The 15,764-nt window shown below is 69.3% G+C and carries 15 protein-coding genes; 6 read left to right on the forward strand and 9 right to left on the reverse strand.

Features of this window, described 5'->3' with window-relative positions:
* Window positions 1–82: 82 nt before the first annotated feature.
* Window positions 83–691: an ATP-dependent Clp protease proteolytic subunit gene (locus ACWEOZ_RS40930; RefSeq protein WP_451916066.1), complete on the forward strand. Its 609-nt coding sequence runs from the start codon at window positions 83–85 to the stop codon at window positions 689–691.
* A 51-nt stretch (window positions 692–742) separates the two neighbouring features.
* On the opposite strand, the gene ACWEOZ_RS40935 is transcribed toward ACWEOZ_RS40930, so the two are convergent.
* Together ACWEOZ_RS40935 and ACWEOZ_RS40940 are read right to left on the reverse strand one after the other, a co-directional pair.
* The gene (locus tag ACWEOZ_RS40935) at window positions 743–1,168 is read right to left on the reverse strand and encodes an uL11 family ribosomal protein (RefSeq protein WP_212993075.1); all 426 of its coding nucleotides are present in this window, start codon (window positions 1,166–1,168) and stop codon (window positions 743–745) included.
* Window positions 1,169–1,350: 182 nt separating this feature from the next.
* Window positions 1,351–2,154: a transglycosylase SLT domain-containing protein gene (locus tag ACWEOZ_RS40940; RefSeq protein ID WP_451916067.1), complete on the reverse strand. Its 804-nt coding sequence runs from the start codon at window positions 2,152–2,154 to the stop codon at window positions 1,351–1,353.
* A gap of 161 nt (window positions 2,155–2,315) precedes the next feature.
* Between ACWEOZ_RS40940 and typA the strand changes: the two genes are divergently transcribed.
* The gene (gene typA, locus ACWEOZ_RS40945) at window positions 2,316–4,181 is read left to right on the forward strand and encodes a translational GTPase TypA (RefSeq protein WP_451916068.1); all 1,866 of its coding nucleotides are present in this window, start codon (window positions 2,316–2,318) and stop codon (window positions 4,179–4,181) included.
* 56 nt (window positions 4,182–4,237) lie between these two features.
* Here typA and ACWEOZ_RS40950 read toward each other — a convergent pair whose 3' ends face one another.
* Window positions 4,238–5,260: a TerC family protein gene (locus tag ACWEOZ_RS40950; protein ID WP_451916069.1), complete on the reverse strand. Its 1,023-nt coding sequence runs from the start codon at window positions 5,258–5,260 to the stop codon at window positions 4,238–4,240.
* A gap of 345 nt (window positions 5,261–5,605) precedes the next feature.
* Here ACWEOZ_RS40950 and ACWEOZ_RS40955 point away from each other — a divergent pair, with 345 nt between their 5' ends.
* Window positions 5,606–5,902: an antibiotic biosynthesis monooxygenase family protein gene (locus tag ACWEOZ_RS40955; RefSeq protein WP_451916070.1), complete on the forward strand. Its 297-nt coding sequence runs from the start codon at window positions 5,606–5,608 to the stop codon at window positions 5,900–5,902.
* Here ACWEOZ_RS40955 and ACWEOZ_RS40960 read toward each other — a convergent pair.
* The 5 genes from ACWEOZ_RS40960 to rpsA all read right to left on the reverse strand — a co-directional run bounded on the left by ACWEOZ_RS40960 (window position 5,899) and on the right by rpsA (window position 12,545).
* Window positions 5,899–6,759 carry a GNAT family N-acetyltransferase gene (locus ACWEOZ_RS40960; RefSeq protein ID WP_451916081.1) on the reverse strand — a complete coding sequence of 287 codons (861 nt, stop codon included), beginning with the start codon at window positions 6,757–6,759 and terminating at the stop codon, window positions 5,899–5,901. The two genes, ACWEOZ_RS40955 and ACWEOZ_RS40960, sit on opposite strands and share 4 nt — an antisense overlap.
* A 158-nt stretch (window positions 6,760–6,917) precedes the next feature.
* Window positions 6,918–7,307 (reverse strand): ester cyclase, encoded by a 390-nt coding sequence (locus ACWEOZ_RS40965; protein WP_451916071.1) that lies wholly within the window; start codon window positions 7,305–7,307, stop codon window positions 6,918–6,920.
* A 5-nt stretch (window positions 7,308–7,312) separates the two neighbouring features.
* A complete protein-coding gene (uvrB, locus tag ACWEOZ_RS40970) occupies window positions 7,313–9,430 on the reverse strand; it encodes an excinuclease ABC subunit UvrB (RefSeq protein WP_451916072.1) in 2,118 nt (705 codons plus the stop codon).
* Between the two features lie 302 nt (window positions 9,431–9,732).
* A complete protein-coding gene (coaE, locus tag ACWEOZ_RS40975) occupies window positions 9,733–10,932 on the reverse strand; it encodes a dephospho-CoA kinase (protein ID WP_451916073.1) in 1,200 nt (399 codons plus the stop codon).
* 89 nt (window positions 10,933–11,021) lie between these two features.
* Window positions 11,022–12,545: a 30S ribosomal protein S1 gene (gene rpsA / locus ACWEOZ_RS40980; protein ID WP_451916074.1), complete on the reverse strand. Its 1,524-nt coding sequence runs from the start codon at window positions 12,543–12,545 to the stop codon at window positions 11,022–11,024.
* A 355-nt stretch (window positions 12,546–12,900) separates the two neighbouring features.
* Between rpsA and ACWEOZ_RS40985 the strand changes: the two genes are divergently transcribed.
* From ACWEOZ_RS40985 to ACWEOZ_RS40995, 3 genes are read left to right on the forward strand one after another with little or no spacing between them, the layout of a single operon-like run.
* The gene (locus ACWEOZ_RS40985) at window positions 12,901–13,719 is read left to right on the forward strand and encodes a class I SAM-dependent methyltransferase (RefSeq protein ID WP_451916075.1); all 819 of its coding nucleotides are present in this window, start codon (window positions 12,901–12,903) and stop codon (window positions 13,717–13,719) included.
* A gap of 17 nt (window positions 13,720–13,736) precedes the next feature.
* On the forward strand, window positions 13,737–13,952 hold the full coding sequence (locus ACWEOZ_RS40990) for a DUF2945 domain-containing protein (RefSeq protein WP_451916076.1): 216 nt from the start codon (window positions 13,737–13,739) through the stop codon (window positions 13,950–13,952).
* Complete coding sequence (locus ACWEOZ_RS40995; protein ID WP_451916077.1) at window positions 13,945–14,268, forward strand: DUF3140 domain-containing protein; 324 nt, start codon at window positions 13,945–13,947, stop codon at window positions 14,266–14,268. Before ACWEOZ_RS40990 ends, ACWEOZ_RS40995 begins: the two co-directional genes overlap by 8 nt.
* Window positions 14,269–14,995: 727 nt before the next feature.
* Here the strand turns inward: ACWEOZ_RS40995 and ACWEOZ_RS41000 are convergent.
* The gene (locus tag ACWEOZ_RS41000; protein ID WP_451916078.1) at window positions 14,996–15,361 is read right to left on the reverse strand and encodes an ArsR/SmtB family transcription factor; all 366 of its coding nucleotides are present in this window, start codon (window positions 15,359–15,361) and stop codon (window positions 14,996–14,998) included.
* Between the last annotated feature and the right edge of the window lie 403 nt (window positions 15,362–15,764).

A 15,764-nucleotide genomic window follows, 5' to 3' on the forward strand; every position in this document is an offset into this window, starting at 1 on the left:
CCGTCCGCCCACGGCTGAACCGTTCCCCCATCCGGTGCGCGCGTCCCTAGACTCGGAACACCCCTCGACGCGCGGAGGTCCGGTGACACCCGATCTGCGATGGCAACCTTCCAGCCCTCCTCCCCCACCCGAGCCCTGGCCGGGCGGCGGGCCCGCCCTTCCCGGCTGGCTCGAGGAACGCCTCTTCGATCAGCGCATCGTCATGATCCGGGGCCCGCTCACCGGGCAGGCCGCCTCGGGGATCGCCGCCGCCCTGCTCACCCTGGACGCGGCCGGGCCGGAGCCGATCCAGCTGCACGTGGCCAGCTCCGGCGGCGACCTGAACGCGGCGCACGCCGTCATCGACGTCATGGACGCGATGGCCGCACCCGTGCACGCGGTGGTCACCTCCGAGGCCGGCGGGGCCGTGCTCGCGGTGCTGGCGGCCGCCGAGCGCCGCACGGCATACCGGCATGCCCGCTTCAAGCTGGCCGAGCCCCGCGCGGCCGGGGTCACCGGCACCGCCGACGAGGTGGCCGCGGCCGCCGGGCAGCACCTGCGGGAGCTGGAGGAGGTCGTGCTGCGCCTGGTCGAGGTGACCGGCCAGACCCGCAGCAGGATCGAGGACGACCTGTCCGCCGGCAAGGTGCTCAGCTCGGCCGAGGCCCGCGACTACGGCCTCATCGACGAGGTCGTCGGCAAAGAGGCATGAAAAACGGCGCGGGCCCCGATCGGGACCCGCGCCGTTCCGTGCTCACGAGACTTACTCGGCGACCTTGACGCCCATCGAGCGCGCGGTGCCGGCGACGACCTTCACCGCGGCGTCGACGTCGTTCGCGTTCAGGTCGGGGAGCTTGCGCTCGGCGATCTGCTTGATCTGGTCGGCGCTGAGCGTGCCCACGGTCTGGGTCAGCGGGTTGGACGCGCCCGACTGGATGCCCAGAGCCTTGCGGATCAGGAAGCTCGTCGGCGGAGTCTTGTAGGTCAGCGTGTGGCTGCGGTCCTCGTAGACCGACACGACGACCGGGATGATCTCGCCACGCTGCTTCGACGTCGCCTCGTCGTACTCGACCTTGACGGCACGCATGTTGGCGCCGGTCGGGCCGAGCATCTTGCCGAGGTCGACCATCGCGGCGTTACCCGCCTCAAGCGCGAGGGTTACCTCATGGGTCTTCTTCTTGGGCGGCATTACGCAAAAGCTCCTTAGTGTGTGCTGCACGAACCTACGTCAGGAGCTCGCCAGCATCATCAACGCACGACAACCCCGAGACCTTACTACCGCGCTCAAGAATGGGTCAAAGCGGCGGGCACAGTCTCGGGTTCCGCCGACTAGTGTAGCTCGGCCCCCGCGGCCCCTGACGACCCGGTCGGCTAGTAGCGGTCGCAGTAGCAGGACTTCATCAGCGAGCGCACGACGGCCACGTATTCCGGGTTCGGCAGCTGCTTGTCCGCGTACCCGTCGTCGACCGGCTGGCGACCCACGTTGTAGCCGGCGATCACCATGTTGAGCAGGCACATGCTCGACTGCGACTTGCACTTCGACGCGCTCAGGTCGTACTTGCCCTTGAAGTAGGCGTCGCCGAACGCCTTGGTCAGCCAGGCCAGGTAGTTGGCGCCGAGCACGGCGTTCTGCTTGTAGTCGGTGCTCGCGTACGACTGCTCGAAGCGCTGGTTGATGAAGGCCTCGGTGTCGGGCATCACCTGCATCAGGCCCCGGCCGCCGTCGCAGTTGACGATGTCGGACTGCCAGCCACTCTCGTGCCAGGCCGTGGCCAGCACCAGCCGGCTCGGCACGGTGAGCTTGGGAGCCGACGTCGGCCAGTACTTCTTGCCGGCCGCCGTCCGCAGCGCCGCCTTGGCCTGGGTCTTGGACACCTTCTTGCCCTCGCGGTGGGCGCACGCCGGCAGCTGGAAGTTGTTCGGATCCCCCGTCGGGGTGGCCTTGACCTTGACCTTGGGCTTGGCCTTGCTCTTGGACGGCTTCGGCTTCGCCGTGGTCGGCTCCGGGCTGGGCTGCTCGTCCTCGAGCACCGGGTCGACGATGTTCTCCGGCACCGAGGCCGAGGGCTGCGCCGCCACCGTGACCGGCTGCTCCTTGGCCCCGCCGAGCCCGCAACCGCCCACCACCAGCAGCCCGGCCAGGGTCACGACGGGCACGAGAAGCCTGCGATTCATCGACGAAGTCCTTCCCGGTGCCTGAAGACGACGCCCGAACGCTAGCAGCGGGCCGCCGCCCGCACCGCCCGACAAAATGCCCATCGGGGACGAGGTCCGACACCGGTTCCGGGTTGTGACCCCGGACGGTCACCGCAACAAAGACCGGGGACAATGGTGATATGCAGACCCGCACCGACCTACGCAACGTCGCCATCATCGCCCACGTCGACCATGGCAAAACCACCCTGGTCGACGCCATGCTGCGCCAGGGGAGCCAGTCCCACGCACGGGGCGAGATGGCCGACCGCGCCATGGACTCCATGGACCTGGAGCGGGAAAAGGGCATCACCATTCTCGCCAAGAACACGGCGATCAGCTACCAGCCCGCCGACGGCGAGGCCGTGACGATCAACATCATCGACACCCCCGGCCACGCCGACTTCGGCGGTGAGGTCGAGCGCGGCCTCACCATGGTCGACGGTGTCGCCCTGCTCGTCGACGCCTCCGAGGGCCCGCTTCCGCAGACCCGCTTCGTGCTCCGCAAGGCGCTCCAGGCCAAGCTGCCGATCATCCTGATCATCAACAAGGTGGACCGGCCCGACGCCCGGATCAAGGAGGTCGTCGACGAGACGTACGAGCTCTTCCTCGACCTCGACGCCGACGAGCACCAGATCGAGTTCCCGATCGTCTACGCGTGCGCGCGCGACGGCATCGCCTCCCTGACCCAGCCGAAGGACGGCACCGTCCCGGAGGACAGCACCGACCTCGAGGTGCTGTTCAGCACGATCCTGGAGACCATCCCGGCCCCGACCTACACCGAGGGTGCGCCGCTGCAGGCGCACGTCGTCAACCTCGACGCCTCGAACTTCCTCGGCCGGCTCGCGCTGTGCCGGGTGCACGAGGGCACGATCCGCAAGGGCCAGACCGTCGCCTGGTGCAAGACCGACGGCACGATCAGCAACGTGCGCATCTCCGAGCTGCTGATCACCGAGGGCCTGGAGCGCAAGCCGGCCGAGAGCGCCGGGCCCGGCGACATCATGGCCGTCGCCGGCATCGCCGACATCATGATCGGCGAGACCCTGGCCGACGCGGAGAACCCGATCCCGCTGCCGCTGATCAGCGTCGACGAGCCGGCCATCTCCATGGTCCTGGGCACCAACACCTCGCCGCTGGTCGGCAAGGTCAAGGGCGGCAAGGTGACCGCCCGCATGGTCAAGGACCGCCTCGACCGCGAGATGATCGGTAACGTCTCGCTGCGGGTGCTGCCGACCGAGCGCCCGGACGCCTGGGAGGTGCAGGGCCGCGGCGAGCTGGCCCTGGCGATCCTGGTCGAGCAGATGCGCCGCGAGTCGTACGAGCTGACCGTCGGCAAGCCGCAGGTGGTCACCAAGACGATCGACGGCAAGATCCACGAGCCGGTCGAGCGCCTGACCATCGACGCCCCGGACGAGTACATGGGCGCCATCACCACGCTGCTGTCCACCCGCAAGGGCCGGATGGAAGAGCTGATCAACCACGGCACCGGCTGGCTGCGGATGGAGTGGCTGGTCCCGGCGCGCGGCCTGATCGGCTTCCGGACCGAGTTCCTCACCGAGACCCGCGGCACCGGCATCATGCACCACATCTTCGAGGACTACGAGCCGTGGTTCGGCGAGCTGCGCACCCGGCAGAACGGTTCGCTGGTGGCCGACCGGGCGGGTGTGGTGACCGCGTTCGCGATGACCAACCTGCAGGAGCGCGGCCAGCTCTTCGTCGAGCCGACCACCGAGGTCTACGAAGGCATGATCGTCGGCGAGAACTCCCGCCAGGACGACATGGACGTCAACATCACCAAGGAGAAGAAGCTGACGAACATGCGTCAGTCGACCTCCGACGAGACCGAGAAGCTGATCCCGCCGCGCAAGCTGTCGCTGGAGCAGGCTCTCGAGTTCTGCCGCGAGGACGAGTGCGTCGAGGTGACCCCGGCCGCCGTACGGATCCGCAAGGTCGTGCTCGACCAGCAGGTCCGCGGCCGGGCTGCGGCCCGCCGCAAGCACCAGGGCTGACGGACAGACAAAAAGCCGGGGGTACGCACTACGCGTACCCCCGGCTTTTGCCTTGCTCAGGCTTTGATCAGTTCTTTCCTTTTGTCACGCGACGACTTGAGCAGGCTCGCGACCGTGGCGATGCCCAGCGTGCCCAGGATGACCAGCAGCGACAGCCAGATCGGGATCTCCGGCGCCCAGTGCACGCCCTCGCCGCCGTTGATGAAGCCCAGCGCGTTGGTGTGCAGCGCCTCGAGGAACAGCTTCACGCCGATGAAGGCGAGCACGAACGCCAGCCCGATGTTGAGGTAGACCAGCCGCTCCAGCAGGCCACCCAGCAGGAAGTACAGCTGGCGCAGGCCCATCAGGGCGAAGACGTTCGCGGTGAAGACGAGGTACGGCTCCTTGGTGATGCCGAAGATCGCCGGGATCGAGTCGAGCGCGAAGATCAGGTCGGTGGTGCCGATCGCGATCATGACGATGAGCATCGGTGTGAACAGCCGCTTGCCGGCCTCGGTCACCACCGTCATCTTGCCGCTGTCGAACGACGAGGAGATCGGCAGCGCCCGCTTGCTCCACCGGATGAGCAGGTTCTCCTTGAAGTCGTCCTCGTCGTTCTCACCCTGCTTGAGCAGCGTGATGGCGGTGTAGACGAGGAACGCGCCGAAGATGTAGAAGACCCAGGAGAACTGCGCGATCAGGGCGGCGCCGGCGGCGATGAACGCGCCGCGCATGACGAGCGCCAGCACGATGCCGATGAGCAGCACCTTCTGCTGGAACTGCCGGGGCACCGCGAAGCGCGCCATGATGATCACGAAGACGAAGAGGTTGTCGACCGAGAGGCTGTACTCGGTCAGCCAGCCCGTGTAGAACTCGCCGGCGGCCTGACCACCCCAGACGACCCACACGCCCACCCCGAAGGCCAGAGCCAGCGCGACGTAGAAGGCGACCCAGCCGCCCGCCTCGCGCATGCTGGGCTCGTGCGGTCGCCGGCCGACGATCAGCAGATCAACGGCGAGGACGACGACCAGGGCAACGAGGGTGATGACCCAGGCCCAGGCGGAAACATTCAACGGGAACCTCCGGCAGACACGGTTCATCGCTGCGTCCGCCCCGGAATGAAGCGGTGACAGCGACGTGCGACTGTCGGAGGTCTCTTCCGCCGGCGCCCGGCTGGGCGACGACCGCCGGCCCCGGGCTCACCCCGAGAGGTGAAGACCGTGTTGACGAGACCGGCGCAGAGGAATACTCCCCTCCTACGTCGCCATTGTGTCGCATCAGCGGCCTGATTCGCACATCGCCCCGGCTATCCGTGTCGAGGCTCTCGCCATCTTTTCCCCGCGAATCGGACACACCCCAGCACCTGCCGACGTTTCAGACACCTACCACACAGCCTCTAGCGCATCCTAGGAGGCTAGTTCTCCTCCTGTGGCATGCTGCGGGACATGATTCTCGAAGTCGCCTTGATCGACGTCTCACCCGGCCAGGAAGAAAAGTTCACCGCGGCGTACCAGCAGGCCCACCCGATCCTGGCGGGCACGGAAGGCTGCCACTCGGTCCGGATGACCCACGGCGTGGAATCGCCGTCCCGCTTCGTCCTGCTGGTCGAATGGGAGTCGATCGAGGCCCACGGGGAGAACTTCCGCAACTCGGACCGCTTCACCCAGTGGCGGACCCTGATCGGCCCGTACTTCGCCAACCCGCCGGTGGTCGAACACTTCAACGACGTGGCGCCGGTCTAGCCGAGCCGGTAGCGCGCCCGCCGTCCCCGGTGCTCGAAGCCGAGCTTGCGGTACAGCCGTACCGCCGGATTGTCGACGTTGACGTCCAGCCACGCGTGGGTCGCGCCGTCCGCGCGCATGCGCCGCAGGGCCTCCGCGACGAGCGCTCCCCCGAGCCCACGGCCACGGGCGGCGGGCGCGACCCCGACCTGCACGATCCAGTCGACCGCAGCAGTGACGAACCCGGCGTCGCCCAGGTCGGACAGGGTCGCCAGCACGGACCACCGCGGCCGGAAGTCGTCGTCCTCGGTGAGGTCGGCGATCCACTCGCCGGCGGTCCAGCCGGGGAAGCCGGGCCGGTCCCGGAAAGCGGCCGTGTAGACGTCGTGAAACCGCGGCGCATGCGCCGAGGACCAGGCGGCAAGCTGGGTGCCGGCCGGCCAGGGCGCATCCGGTACGCCGTCAGTGAGGTCGATCCGCATGACGTCCTCAGCGAAGACCTGCCGGAGTCCACGGGCGGCGAAGAGCTCCTCGGCCGGCCCGGTCAACGACTCCGCCTCGACGGTGACGGACTCGTCCCGGTCGAGCCCCCAGGTGAGCAGGTGGGAGCCGATCCCCCGGCCCCGGACGTCGGGGTCGACCAGGCCGCAGAAGGTGACGCCACCGGTCGCGGGCGTGGGGCGTGCGGCACCGGCGGCGACGAGGCGGCCGTCGTGGTGGTGGCCCTGAACGGTGGCGATGCCGGGGGCCAACCACCGTCGGCGCAGGAAGGCCGGGTCGGCGGCGAGCGGCAGTCCACCGTCGGCGGCCAGACAGCGGGCGGCCAGCGAGACGAGTGCATCCTCGTCGTCGAACGGCAGGGGCGCCCAGGTGACCATCGTTGACACGGGCGCCAGCGTAGAGACCGCCGGGCTCGCGCCCCACCGAATTCCACTCCGCAGCCCGCGACGGCCCGATGGAATCGGGTGGACCGGTGTACGGGCCGCAGCCCTGTCACCAGCAGCAGCCCGGCCGGCGACAGGCGGACCGACGGTGGTCAGCAGAGCTGGTCGAGCACCGCCAGGTTGTCCGCCGCCACCCACACCCGGGCGATCCGGTGCGCCTCCAGCTCGTAGACCGCGAACTCCCGCGTCGAAATCCTGCGCCCCGTCGGCGCCACCCCGAGAAACTCACCCCGGTGCGTCCCGGTGTCCGTGAAATGCGCCGCGATCCTGTCGCCGTCGATCAGCAGACCGCGGAGCTCCCAGCGGTAGTCAGGGAAGGCCCGGACCACATCGCGCAGACCCCCCACGTACGCCGTCAGGCCCTGCGGCTCGTCGTTGACCTGGACGTCCTCGGCCACGAACCGGGACAGGCGATCGAAGGCGTGGGCGTTGCAGGCCGCGTTGTACTCGCGGTAGAACGCCTGCGCCTCCGATCGCCGCACGGTCCTCAGCGCACCCCGGTCATGTCCATGCCGCGGAGCTCCTTCTTCAGCTCCTGGACCTCGTCGCGGATCCGGGCCGCCAGCTCGAACTGCAGCTCGCGGGCCGCGGCCAGCATCTGATCGTTGAGATCCTGGATCAGCTGGGCGAGCTCCGCCCGGGCCATGCCCTCGCGGGCCGGCACCGAGCTCGCGCGGGCCTTCGACCGGGTCTCCGGCACCGGGCCCTTGCCGCGCGACATCTGCCGGCCGCCGCCGCCCACCAGCTGACCGCCGACCGCCGCGTCGGTGTCCTCGGCCTCGCGGTAGATGTCGTCCAGGATGTCGTGGATCTTCTTGCGCAGCGGCTCGGGGCTGATGCCGTTCGCCTTGTTGTGGGCGACCTGCTTCTCCCGGCGGCGGTCGGTCTCCTCGATCGCGTCGCGCATGGACGGGGTCATCTTGTCCGCGTACATGTGGACCTCGCCGGAGACGTTGCGGGCCGCGCGGCCGATCGTCTGGATCAGCGAGCGGCCGCTGCGCAGGAAGCCCTCCTTGTCCGCGTCGAGGATCGCCACCAGCGACACCTCGGGCAGGTCGAGACCCTCACGGAGCAGGTTGATGCCGACCAGCACGTCGTAGTCGCCCTTGCGCAGCTCCTTGAGCAGCTCGACACGGCGCAGGGTGTCGACCTCGGAGTGCAGGTAGCGGACCCGGATGCCGTTCTCCAGCAGGTAGTCGGTGAGGTCCTCGGCCATCTTCTTGGTCAGCGTGGTGACCAGGACCCGCTCGTCCTTCTCGGTGCGCAGCTTGATCTCGTGCATCAGGTCGTCGATCTGGCCCTTGGTCGGCTTGACCACCACCTGCGGATCGACCAGGCCGGTCGGCCGGATGATCTGCTCGACGAACTCGCCCTGGGCCTCCCCCATCTCCCACGGGCCGGGCGTCGCGGACAGGAAGACCATCTGCCCGACCCGCTCGAGGAACTCGTCGAAGCGCAGCGGCCGGTTGTCGGCGGCGCTGGGCAGCCGGAAGCCGTGCTCGATCAGGATGCGCTTGCGGGAGGCGTCGCCCTCGTACATGCCGCCGATCTGCGGGATCGTCACGTGCGACTCGTCGATGACGGTGAGGTAGTCGTCCGGGAAGTAGTCCAGCAGGGTGTGCGACGGCTGGCCGGGCGACCGGCCGTCCATGTGCATGGAGTAGTTCTCGATGCCGTTGCAGAAGCCGACCTGGCGCATCATCTCGATGTCGTAGGTCGTGCGCATCCGCAGCCGCTGCGACTCCAGGAGCTTGCCCTGGCGCTCCAGCTCGGCGAGCCGCTCGGCCAGCTCGGCCTCGATGTCGCGGATCGCCCGCTCCATCCGCTCCGGGCCGGCCGCGTAGTGCGTCGCCGGGAAGATGATCAGCTCGTCGACCTCGCGGACGATGTCGCCGGTCAGCGGGTGCAGGTAGTAGAGCTTCTCGATCTCGTCGCCGAACAGCTCGACCCGGACCGCCAGCTCCTCGTAGGCCGGGATGATCTCGAGAGTGTCCCCGCGGACCCGGAAGGTGCCCCGCTGGAAAGCCATGTCGTTGCGGGCGTACCGGATGTCGACCAGGCGGCGCAGCAGCTTGTCGCGGTCCCACTCCTGGCCGACCTTGATCTTGACCGCCTGCTCGACGTACTCCTGCGGGGTGCCCAGGCCGTAGATCGCGCTCACGGTCGCCACCACGATCACGTCGCGCCGGGTGAGCAGCGACATGGTGGCCGAGTGCCGCAGCCGCTCGACCTCCTCGTTGACCGAGGAGTCCTTCTCGATGTAGGTGTCGGACTGGGCGATGTACGCCTCGGGCTGGTAGTAGTCGTAGTAACTGACGAAGTATTCGACCGCGTTGTGGGGCATCAGCTCGCGGAACTCCTTGGCGAGCTGGGCGCACAGGGTCTTGTTGGGGGCCATCACCAGCGCCGGCCGCTGCAGCTTCTCGATGAGCCAGGCGGTGGTGGCGCTCTTGCCGGTGCCGGTCGCGCCGAGCAGCACCGTGTTGCGGTCGCCGCGGCGCACCCGGCGCTCCAGCTCGGCGATGGCCGTGGGCTGGTCACCGGCGGGTTTGTAGTCGCTGACGACCTCGAAGCGGCCGTCGAGTCGTGGGATGTCGAGCGCCATGCAGACCACCGTACGTCGCGGGTGTGACAAGTTTCCGCGGGCGCCGGGTGACCCTGTTCGCAGAGTGCACATTCGGCCCCGGGAAACGGCATTGTCCAGCGTTCACCTGCGGCTATACGGTGATCGGGTAGGCCGCTCGCGGCGGCCGTCCGGCCCGGTCCGGCACCATCACACGGTGCGCCCGGGCCGGCCCGCGGATAGCTGCCCCGGCTCCGTCCGGCGCGCGCATCCGCGAGGGTCGCGCACCCGCGCGAACCGGCCGCCGCGAGCGCCCCTTGCTGTCCGGGGCGGTTTCGCGTGCGTCAGGACCTCGGTGGCTGCCAGCCGCTGGCCAGCGCCCAGGCGTCCGCCTCGGCCGCCTCCGCGTCGAACCAGGGCTCCTTCGCCTCCGCGTAGCCCTCCACGTCCCGATGCTGCGCGACCCACTGCTGCTTGGCCTGCGCGTAGGCGTCCCGGGCGGCCGGCACCGCACGCAGGTGATCACGCATCAGCAGCGCGAACCGCCAGCCCGGCGAGCCCGTCACCCGTACGTGCAGATTGACCGGCCGTCCCGGGTCGGCGCTGCCGTGCAACCGCTTCGGCCAGGTCCGGCCGGGCAGGCCGCGGGCGTTGTCCCACCAGTCGCCCGCCCGCCGCGGCAGACCCGCGGCCTCGATCGCCGCGGCGAGCCGGTCGGCCTCGGCCAGCGTCGGCACGGCCAGCATGAGATCCAGCAGGTCCTTGGCGGGCAGGCCGGGCACGGCCGTGGACCCGATGTGGGCGACGTCGGCGTCGCCGCCGAGCTGCGGCGCCAGCGCGTGCCGGATCCGGTCGATCACCCGCTGCGCCTGCCGGGGCCAGGTCGGATCCGGGGGTACGACCCGGAGCACTCCATCGGCCGGGGCATGGCGGCCGAGTCGCAGGTTCTTCTCGTACGGACGCAGCCGGTCCTGCCACAGGCGCTCGACCCGGGCGTCCAGCTCGCCGAGACCACCGTCGTTGGGGAGCACCACGTCAGCGGCGTCCCGCCGGACGGCGTCGTCGGCCTGCGCGGCGATCCGGGAGGTGGCCTGCTCGACGCTCATCCCCCGGGTCTCCACCAGCCGCCGGACCCGGGTCTCCCGGTCCGCGTCGACCACGACAACCAGGTGGTACGACGCCGCCAGCCCCGTCTCGACCAGCAGCGGGACGTCGTTGACCACGATCGCGTCCCGGGCGGCGGCCGCGGTCAGCTCCGCCGTAAGGGCGCGTACCCGGGGGTGGATGATGCTCTCGAGCCGGCGCCGGGCCGCTTCGTCGCCGAAGACCCGCGCGCCCAGCGCGGGGCGGTCGAGCTCGCCGTCGGGGCCGAGCACCGCCGGGCCGAAGGCCTCGACGACCGCGGCCTGGCCGTCCGTGCCGGCCGCGACCACCTCACGAGCCAGCCGATCGGCGTCGATGAGCACCGCGCCGCGGGCGGCCAGGCGCTGGGCCACGGCGCTCTTGCCCGCGCCGATTCCTCCGGTGAGACCGACCTTCAACACCGGGCAAGTATGCCGAAGGGCCGCCCGCGACCGAAACCGCGGACGGCCCTCAGGACCGATCAACTAGCTGGCGAGCCAGGCGCTGAGCCTCAGGCCTTGCCGCCGGCGAGCTTCTCGCGCAGAGCGGCGAGCGCCTCGTCGGTGGCCAGCGTGCCGGCCGGCTCCTCCGCCGCACGCGCCGGGCCCGCGGAGGAGCTCGTCGACGTGGAGGAGGAGGTGGAGGTGGACGACGAGGTGGTCACGCCACCGGCCGGAGCCGGGTTGAGCGCGGCCTCGGCGTCGGCCTCGCGGGACGCCTGCACCTGCTTGGTGTGGGCCTCCCAGCGCTCGCGAGCGTCGGCGTACTGCTTCTCCCACGTCTCGCGCTGCTTGTCGAAGCCCTCGAGCCACTCACCCGTCTCGGGGTCGAAGCCCTCCGGGTAGATGTAGTTGCCCTCGTTGTCGTACGTCGCCGCCATGCCGTAGAGGGTCGGGTCGAAGTGCTCCTCGCCCTCGACGAAGTTCTCGTTGGCCTGCTTGAGCGACAGCGAGATCCGGCGACGCTCGAGGTCGATGTCGATGACCTTGACGAGGACGTCGGAGCCCACCTGGACGACCTGCTCGGGCAGCTCGACGTGCCGCTCGGCCAGCTCGGAGATGTGCACCAGGCCCTCGATGCCGTCGTCCACGCGGACGAACGCACCGAACGGAACCAGCTTGGTGACCTTGCCCGGCACGATCTGGTTGATCGCGTGGGTCCGGGCGAACTGGCGCCACGGGTCTTCCTGGGTCGCCTTCAGCGACAGCGAGACGCGCTCGCGGTCCAGGTCGACGTCGAGCACCTCGACCTCGACCTCCTGGCCGACCTCGACGACCTCGGACGGGTGGTCGATGTGCTTCCAGGAGAGCTCGGAGACGTGCACGAGGCCGTCCACGCCACCCAGGTCCACGAAGGCACCGAAGTTGACGATGGAGGACACGACGCCCTTGCGGACCTGGCCCTTCTGCAGCTTGTTGAGGAACTCGGTGCGAACCTCGGACTGCGTCTGCTCGAGCCAGGCCCGGCGGGACAGGACCACGTTGTTGCGGTTCTTGTCCAGCTCGATGATCTTGGCTTCGAGCTCGCGGCCCACGTACGGCTGCAGGTCGCGCACGCGGCGCATCTCGACCAGCGAGGCCGGGAGGAAGCCGCGGAGACCGATGTCGAGGATGAGGCCGCCCTTGACGACCTCGATGACGGAGCCGCGCACGACGCCGTCGTCCTCCTTGATCTTCTCGATCGTGCCCCACGCGCGCTCGTACTGCGCACGCTTCTTCGAGAGGATCAGGCGACCTTCCTTGTCCTCCTTGGTGAGGACGAGGGCTTCGATGTGGTCACCGACCGACACCACTTCCGCGGGGTCCACGTCATGCTTGATCGACAACTCGCGCGAGGGGATGACGCCCTCGGTCTTGTAGCCGATGTCGAGCAGGACCTCGTCCCGATCGACCTTGACGACGGTGCCTTCGACAATGTCGCCGTCGTTGAAGTACTTGATGGTCTCGTCGATGGCTGCGAGGAATGCTTCCTCCGAGCCGAGATCGTCGACGGTGACCTTGTTGGCGCTCGAGGTGGCCTCGATGCTGCTCGTCATGTGGACTGTTGCTCCGAACGGATGGTGTCGTGGTGTCTCTCTCGCCCTCACGGAACTGACGGCGGACACAGCACGAACATCCGGTGATCACGACAACTGGAGTCAGATCAAGCGAGCAGGATCATGCTGGGACCGACGACTTGCGGAACCTGCTCCCTGCCGAGGCACACGATCCGCGAGTGCATCGACTAGCTTACCGTGCGCATTACCACAGGTTGCAAGGCCTCCTGATGACCGAGGCACATTGTTCCCGCAGAGGCGCTCTGAGCGGCCAATTTGTGGCGTTTTGAGCACCCGGTGAGCGGCCCGGGAGCCTCGGACGGGAAGTGTCGTACGGTCCCCGTACCGTTTGGGCGTGACCGAAGCGCAACCAACCGCCGTGGCCGGCACCCTGCGCCGGGCGGTGACCGATGCGGAGAGCCGGGTCGCCAGCCGGCACTGGTGGGATCTGGACGCCGACGACTACCAGGACGAGCACGGCAAGTTCCTGGGCGACGTGGATTTCGTCTGGTGCCCGGAAGGGCTGCGGGAGGCCGACGCGCGCCTGCTCGGTGAGGTGCGCGGCAAACGGATCTTGGAGCTGGGCGCGGGAGCGGCGGCCGGCGCCCGCTGGCTGGACGGGCAAGGAGCGGACGCGGTCGCGTTGGACCTGTCGGCGGGCATGCTGCGGCACGCCCGCGAGGCGGCCGAGCGCTCCGGGGTACGGGTGCCGCTGGTCCAGGCCGACGCGCTGGCCCTGCCGTTCGCCACGTCCTCGTTCGACGTGGTCTGCACGGCGTTCGGCGCGATCCCGTTCGTGGCCGACTCGGGCGCGGTGATGCGCGAGGTGGCGCGGGTGCTCAAGCCGGGTGGGAAATGGGTGTTCTCGCTCACCCACCCGATGCGATGGATCTTCCTCGACGAGCCGGGCGAGGACGGCCTGCTGGCAGTGCACCCGTATTTCGACCGCCGGCCGTACGTGGAGCAGGACGCCGACGGCGTGCCGACTTACGTCGAGCAGCACCGCACCTTGGGCGACCGGATCCGCGAGCTGGTCGCGGCGGGCTTCGTGCTGACGGACCTGATCGAGCCGGAATGGCCGGAGGGCCACGACCAGATCTGGGGCCAGTGGAGCCCACTGCGCGGCAGGCTGTTCCCCGGCACCGCGATCTTCGTGAGTTACTTGCCTTCCTAGCCGGGTATCTGCAGCTCATGACCCATGACGAGAACCTGAGCAAGGGCGACCACGTGTCGTGGAGCAGCCACGGCCAGAAGGTCGAGGGCGAGGTCGAGCAGAAGATCACTAAGCGTACGGAAGCGGCGGGCCGCACGGTCGACGCATCGAAGGAAGACCCGCAGTACAAGGTCAAGAGCGACAAGACCGGCCGCGAAGCGGTGCACAAGCCGGGAGCGCTGCACCGTGACTGACGTGTACGAGGACTTCCGCGCGGCGGTGAACATGACGGCCGGCGAGCTGGAGAAGTGGCTCGAGACGGAAGAGTCACGCGAGGTCGGCCAGAAGAAGTCGGAGAACGCGGAGTCGGTCGGCCACGACTCGGGCCGGAAGATCATCAAGCTGCTGCACACCCGCAAGGGCGACCTGACAGAGGAGGACGAGGCCCACATGCGCAAGGTGACCGGGTACGTTCACCGGCATCTGGCCCAGCGCCCGAACGGCGACATCAAGGAAACGAAGTGGCGGTACTCGCTGATGAACTGGGGTCACGACCCGCTGAAGAAGTAGGCCTGGTGACTTTTGCTTCTCGCTGAGGATCGAGGCCCTGGCCCGGCTCTCGAACTGCCGGTCGCGCACGGCCGCCCGGGGGACTGAACACTGGCGGCGTGCTGCGGGTCGCAGCGGCGTTCGACCGTGGTTGGGGTCGTGGTGCGCCGGGCGGGGCCCCAGCCTGGGCACTTGCTCGCACCCTTTGGGCCGCGAGAGCTTGCCAGAGACGCTGGTCGGTGAGGGTTGCGCCGCAGGACCGGTCCTTGGCGACTTCGGCTCGCGGTGTCGGGTGGCAGAGCACTTCAGCTGCACGCTGAGAGCGGCTCGCCGGGCCGGGCCGTGCGGCGAGCCGGCTGACCGGCGAGTTCGTGCTCTACTCCGGCCGCACGCTCCCGGGTCCGGTGGCGGATCTGCCGGGCAAGCGCCTCGCAGCTTCTTTGCGCGTCGCGGTCGCAAGCAGCGGCCCCTCGCAGTCGCAAGCGGCCCGTCGCGGTCGCGAGCAGCGGCCCCTCGCGGTCTCAACGAACGTCCCACCTCGGTCGCTGAGGAGGCCGCAGGCCGGTCGCAACGAGCGCTCCCCCGCGGGCGCGCAGAAGGCCGCAGGTCCGTCGCAACGAGCGCTCCCCCGCGAGCGCGCAGAAGGCCGCAGGTCCGTCGCAACGAGCGCTCCCCCGCGAGCGCGGAACGCCGCAGTGTCCTGGCTGAGAAACCTCGCTCCGACCCGAACCGGGCGTGGCGGCGGAGGTCAGACGCCGGCGGTGACGGAGCTGACGTCCAGCAGACCGGCCAGCAGAGCGAGCGCCGCCGGGACCAGGCGGTAGTAGACCCACGTGCCGCGGCGGTCGCTGTCGACCAGGCCTGCTTCGCGGAGGACCTTGAGGTGGTGGGAGATCGTCGGGCCGGTCAGCTTGAAGGAGCCGGTGAGGTCGCAGACGCAGACCTCGCCGCCGCCGGCGGAGGCGATCATCGACAGCAGGCGCAGCCGCACCGGATCGCCGAGCGCCTTGAACATCGGGGCGAAGGCGTGCGCCTGATCGGGGTCGAGCGGCCGCCGGACCACCGGCGCCCAAGCGCTTGACGACGATGGGATCTCGGTCGAAGAACTCGGCATGGGCCCACCCTTGCAAACCGAAGCAAGTCTCGGATTAGCGCAGCCCTCGGACGACTCCGCACCGCCAGGAACCCATAGCACAAAGCCAGAATGCATTACGCAGCAACGCTTTCCCCACGGGCGGGACAGGAGACCCCGCTGCAGGCCCACCTACGGAATCCGAGGTGGACGGTGCAGCTGACACCATCGAAGGCATCGAAGGTGACCTCTCGCCCCTATGAAACCGCCCGAAGAGGCAAGCCCACCAGACCAACCCCGAGCACGGGCAAAGTGGCCTGAGTCACCAACTGCAGAACGGCGAGAGGTAAGCCACAGCCAGGGCGGGGCCCCGGCAGGGCGGGGCCCCGGCAGGGCGGGGCCCCGGCAGGGCGGGGCCCCGGCAGGGCGGGGCCCCGGCAGGGCG

The sequence above is a fragment of the Actinoplanes sp. NPDC004185 genome (genome assembly GCF_053603475.1).

Coding starts and splice junctions, on each gene's coding strand:
- ACWEOZ_RS40935 (WP_212993075.1), bottom strand. CDS start 1,168: ATGCCGCCCAAGAAGAAGACCCATGAGGTAACCCTCGCGCTTGAGGCG.
- ACWEOZ_RS40940 (WP_451916067.1), bottom strand. CDS start 2,154: ATGAATCGCAGGCTTCTCGTGCCCGTCGTGACCCTGGCCGGGCTGCTG.
- typA (WP_451916068.1), top strand. CDS start 2,316: ATGCAGACCCGCACCGACCTACGCAACGTCGCCATCATCGCCCACGTC.
- ACWEOZ_RS40950 (WP_451916069.1), bottom strand. CDS start 5,260: ATGAACCGTGTCTGCCGGAGGTTCCCGTTGAATGTTTCCGCCTGGGCC.
- ACWEOZ_RS40955 (WP_451916070.1), top strand. CDS start 5,606: ATGATTCTCGAAGTCGCCTTGATCGACGTCTCACCCGGCCAGGAAGAA.
- ACWEOZ_RS40960 (WP_451916081.1), bottom strand. CDS start 6,759: ATGGTCACCTGGGCGCCCCTGCCGTTCGACGACGAGGATGCACTCGTC.
- uvrB (WP_451916072.1), bottom strand. CDS start 9,430: ATGGCGCTCGACATCCCACGACTCGACGGCCGCTTCGAGGTCGTCAGC.
- rpsA (WP_451916074.1), bottom strand. CDS start 12,545: ATGACGAGCAGCATCGAGGCCACCTCGAGCGCCAACAAGGTCACCGTC.
- ACWEOZ_RS40990 (WP_451916076.1), top strand. CDS start 13,737: ATGACCCATGACGAGAACCTGAGCAAGGGCGACCACGTGTCGTGGAGC.
- ACWEOZ_RS41000 (WP_451916078.1), bottom strand. CDS start 15,361: ATGCCGAGTTCTTCGACCGAGATCCCATCGTCGTCAAGCGCTTGGGCG.